Annotated in this window: 4 protein-coding genes and 1 tRNA gene; 3 read left to right on the top strand and 2 right to left on the bottom strand. The window is 39.1% G+C overall.

Going from position 1 to position 4,453, the window contains the following annotated elements; translation table 11 throughout:
- Nucleotides 1-47: 47 nt before the first annotated feature.
- Nucleotides 48-121, top strand: a tRNA-Asp gene (locus tag M0P98_09315).
- Here the strand turns inward: M0P98_09315 and M0P98_09310 are convergent.
- A complete protein-coding gene (locus M0P98_09310; protein ID MCK9267044.1) occupies nt 113-1,750 on the bottom strand; it encodes a recombinase family protein in 1,638 nt (545 codons plus the stop codon). The two genes, M0P98_09315 and M0P98_09310, sit on opposite strands and share 9 nt — an antisense overlap.
- Before the next feature lie 304 nt (nt 1,751-2,054).
- On the opposite strand from M0P98_09310, the gene M0P98_09305 reads away from it, so the two are divergent.
- Complete coding sequence (locus M0P98_09305; protein MCK9267043.1) at nt 2,055-3,398, top strand: ADP-ribosylglycohydrolase family protein; 1,344 nt, start codon at nt 2,055-2,057, stop codon at nt 3,396-3,398.
- Between the two features lie 98 nt (nt 3,399-3,496).
- Here M0P98_09305 and M0P98_09300 read toward each other — a convergent pair whose 3' ends face one another.
- Nucleotides 3,497-4,183 (bottom strand): formylglycine-generating enzyme family protein, encoded by a 687-nt coding sequence (locus M0P98_09300; protein ID MCK9267042.1) that lies wholly within the window; start codon nt 4,181-4,183, stop codon nt 3,497-3,499.
- An 80-nt stretch (nt 4,184-4,263) separates the two neighbouring features.
- Between M0P98_09300 and M0P98_09295 the strand changes: the two genes are divergently transcribed.
- A complete protein-coding gene (locus tag M0P98_09295; protein MCK9267041.1) occupies nt 4,264-4,395 on the top strand; it encodes a hypothetical protein in 132 nt (43 codons plus the stop codon).
- Nucleotides 4,396-4,453: the final 58 nt, after the last annotated feature.

Here is a 4,453-nt window from a genome sequence, read left to right as displayed (position 1 = left end):
ATTGACAAATTATCCGCATTGATGTATAATAGCAGGCTTATTTGAACGGGGTTGTAGTTCAACTGGTTAGAGCACCGGCCTGTCACGCCGGAAGTTGCGGGTTCGAGTCCCGTCAATCCCGCTTAACGGTTGTCTTGCTGAACACACTTTCAGCAGACGCCGTTTTTGCATATATAGGGATTATTTTAACTTCCTCGGAGATTGTAACTTCAATGTCCTCTTTATATAATAAGCATTGGGTGAAAGCAATTTGAAATAGCTTGCGCTTATGAGCAGGAGCCATCTTTTCAGCATAGTCTTTTATGTTAGAGAATAATTCCATAAGAATCTCGGGTTTTAGGGTCCCGAGCTCAATGGTTTTTATTCTATCAGTGATTTGCTGCTGATCTTCGATGTTCTTTTTTAATTTATATTTAAATTCTTTGTCTTTGTCAGCCAATCTTTTATAAAAAACTTTGCTATCTTTTATTTTGTCTAATTGCTCTATTGTAGTGTCAATCTCACTGTTTATTCGAATTTCTTCACTCTTCAGGCTTGAGAGACGATTTTTTAATTCTTTGATCTCGGCTGTATTTTTTACTTCTTTCTTAGAAATAATTTTCTTTATATGATCCTCATTTTGAGCAAGCATAACCACTTGTTCTAATAAGGTATCTTCAATTATTTCAGCTCCAATTTTATTACCACAAACGGGACATTTATAGTACCTGTAGGTTTTTTTATTTTTACTTGTTCCAGAGACAACCCTTAAGAGAGGGTTATCTGAACATATACCACATTTTAGTATATTGGTTAGTTGATAGATTTTTTTTGACGGGTTTATGCTGTTTGTGCGTGTTTTTGTATTGTTTTCAAGAATATCATTAGCTCTATTGAATTTATCTTGAGAAACTATACTTTCCCATTGCCCCTGACATTCCTGATATTTTTCTTGAGGGTCAGAAAGATCTAATTTGTTAATATTTCCTTTTTTCCACTGGCTTACACCAATATACGTTTTATTTGTTAAAGCTCTTCGTATCGTCTGGTCAGGAAACTTTTTTCTTTTACCATCATTGTTTCCCGTGAATTTTCTAGCTGGAGTTAAATAACCCTTTTCATATAGTAAATCCGCAGTTTTCTTTATCGAGCCGGTGAGAATGTAGAAATCAAACATTTTATTTACAATTTCAACTTCTTCGGGTATGGGAATTAACATTCCTTCGTCATTATCATATCCTAGTACCGTACCTGTAACCCAAAGCCCCCTTTTGAAACGGGCATATCTATTATCCTTACCTCTTTCGCTTGTTTGTTCTCGTTCAAGCTCATAAAAGACAAGCATAAATTTTAACAGCGCTCTTCCAATCGCTGAACTTGTATCAAAATTCTCTTTTAAGGATATAATATCAACTTGATGCTCACTGCATAGATCCATGAGATCATAGAATTCTCTTAAATTTCTATTTAACCTGCTAATACTGGTGCATGCTATGGCATCAATACTGTTGGACTTTATATCTAATAACATGCTTTGATACCCAGGCCTCTTCTCGCCCGAGGCACCTGATTCAACATCTTTATATACAGTTGCAGATGAATATTGAATTCCATCTTTCCCGGTTTCTGGATTATTCTTTATTGTATTATTGTATTTCCGCCATTCTTCAAGGCGTTGTTCTTGAGATTTTAATGAGCCCTCGGGTGTGTCTTGGTGTTTTGTTGAAACCCTTATATAAAAGGCCACTTTTCTTTGATCACTCATATTCATTGCCCTTTCAGATTGTTATAATTTAGACTTTTAAAACTTAAACTGCGAGAAATTATTTTTTGATTATCAGACAATTAAAGTTAAATTCACCAAAACTAGATATAATATTTAACAAACAACCTCGCAGGTGAATTATGTCCGTTAACAAGGAACTGTTAAAATACTTTAATAAACTATCGTTTGGAAATCCACCCACCGAAGATCCGGATATTTGGGATGAGGCTGGCGTGGTGTATTAATAAGTATCGCTTGTTTATCCACCCGCAGATTTTTAAGTTTTATTAAACAACCCGGCAGGTGATTTATGTCCCTAAAATCAAAATTTAAAGGTTGCCTCCTACTAGGAGCTATAGGTGATGCATTAGGGCTGCTCACAGAGCGTGTTAAATCAGAAGACGCACTATACAAAAACTGTGGACATAGAATTATAGATCAATTCCATGACAAAATACCTAATCGTGGACGATTTCGTGACCAATTAAACATAATACCAGCAGGCACATACTCTGATGACACCCAACTCACCTTGGCTGTAGCTCGAAGTATTCAACCAGGAAAAGTAGTAGATCACGATTACTTTGCAACTAAGGAATTGCCTCTTTTTCAATATTATAAAGTGGGGGCAGGCACATCAACATTATTAGCAGCAACAAACATACAAAAAAAGTCCTCTGCTTGGAATAACAACTTCTATCACATCAAAAAGAAGCAGTTTGTTAATACTGGCTCAAACGGTGTTGCAATGAGAATTGCCCCCATAGCCTTGGTTTTTCATAATGACCTAAAGCTAATGAAAGAATATCTTTTTGGATCTGGTATTGTAACACATGGTCATCCCAAGGCACTAATCGGAGCAATGTTTTATGGATTGATAATAAAAAAGCTTCTGGATTTTGAGCCAAAGGATTTCACGCCAGTGAGCTTTCTGCAGGATCTTATAGCCAATGTCGTTAAAGATCTCCAGCCTTCATTTTTAGTTGACCCTGATCTTATATCCTGGGAAAAGACTTGGGATGCAAAAGCGGCACCTAAAAAATTTAAAGCTGAATATGACTCAACCCTAAAAGGACTCGTTAAAGACCTAAAGGATCTTCACGTACTGTTTAAACAGAAAACAGATCTTCAAACTTATTATAACAAATACGACATGTATCATAAGCCAAATAAGACAAATGGTACTAATACCGTTCTCACGGCGCTTTACAACCTATGTATAAACCATAAATCTCCGGAAGATGCAATCGTGCAAGCAGTGAACATTATCAAAACAGATACAGATACAATTGCCGGAATTCTTGGGGGAATGTTGGGGGCGCTTTATGGCGATAATGCTATTCCGACAAAGTGGTTGAGTGTACAAGACAAAGAATATATCCTTCATTTAGCAGATCATCTTTGCAAAATCTCAGAGGGCTCTGCCATAGCATCCTCAGCAAATAATAAATATATAACCTTTGATCCAACGGATAAAAAACAATGGCCAAACCTTAAAAAAGGCGATAAGATAAACATTGAACCTTTGGGAAATGGTGAAGTAACAGACACTGTCACTAAGCACACTTCACACAACCAGCCTAAAAAGGTATTATACTTTGAGATTAAATTCGAATCAGGGCAAACATGTACTTTCAAAAGTGGATGGCTATAATACTATCCCTTGTGAATCCGCCCGCTGAGGATCCGGATATTTGGGAGGATGTTGGTGTGGGGTATTAAAAACTCCACCCTAAGCATGTATGCTTTTGACTACTCAACTCCATTCCTGGCAAGACGGAATCCAACACCGGTGGTGCTGCCCGACGGGGTGGTGCCGCTGCGAAGGGCTGACCGGCAGTGGCTGGCGCCGAAGCCCCAGCAGCCGCCCCGCTCCACGCGGGCGGAGCCTGTCGAAGGGCCTGTAGGATTTGTCTGGGAGGAAGAGGAGTAATTCCCGTACCAGTCCCAGCACCACTCGTAAACATTTCCGCTCATGTCGTAGATGCCAAGATCGTTCGGCTTCTTCGTACCGACCGGATACGTCTTGCTTCCGCTGTTTTTATCATACCAGGCGTAATTACTCAACTCACTCTCTATGTTGGTACCGCTGTATTTGCGGTCATCCCTACCACCGCTGCGTGCTGCGTATTCCCATTCCGCTTCCGTCGGCAAACGATAGCCGTTCCTGGTAAAATTTGCACTTACGTTCGTCCCGCTGATTGTATATACCTTCTGCAAGCCGGCCTTTTCACTCAGCTTGTTGCAGAATTCTACCGCATTGTACCAGGTGACCTGCTCCACCGGAAGATCATTCCCTTTAAAGTAACTCAGATTCGTACCCATGATCCCATGGTATAGGGCCTGTGTCACTTCATGTTTATCTATGTAAAAACTACTGAGCGTTACAGAGTGTACAGGCTTCTCATCACTGTCTCCTCCGCCCCAGACATCCCCCATCCGGAAACTGCCGCCGGGGGGAAAATGGCATTAAAGCAAGCGTTCATAAGCTACGCCATTCTTTTGCGAGTCATTTAGCAATGAAAAACGTCAGTATACTAAAAATTAAAGAACTTTTAGGTCATATAAAATATGACACCACCAATAGATATTCACATTTATCTACAAGCTCTCTTCAAGATACAGTGGATCAATTAGATGATTTCGAATAGGTGACTATCTTTACTAATAAGTGCAAAATAATTAATTTGAATCAATTCCAATATTTCT

The organism is bacterium (genome assembly GCA_023230585.1).
Taxonomy (GTDB): domain Bacteria; phylum Ratteibacteria; class UBA8468; order B48-G9; family JAFGKM01; genus JALNXB01.
Note: the sequence above shows the minus strand (reverse complement) of the source record. Positions and strands in the feature narration are given on the sequence as shown.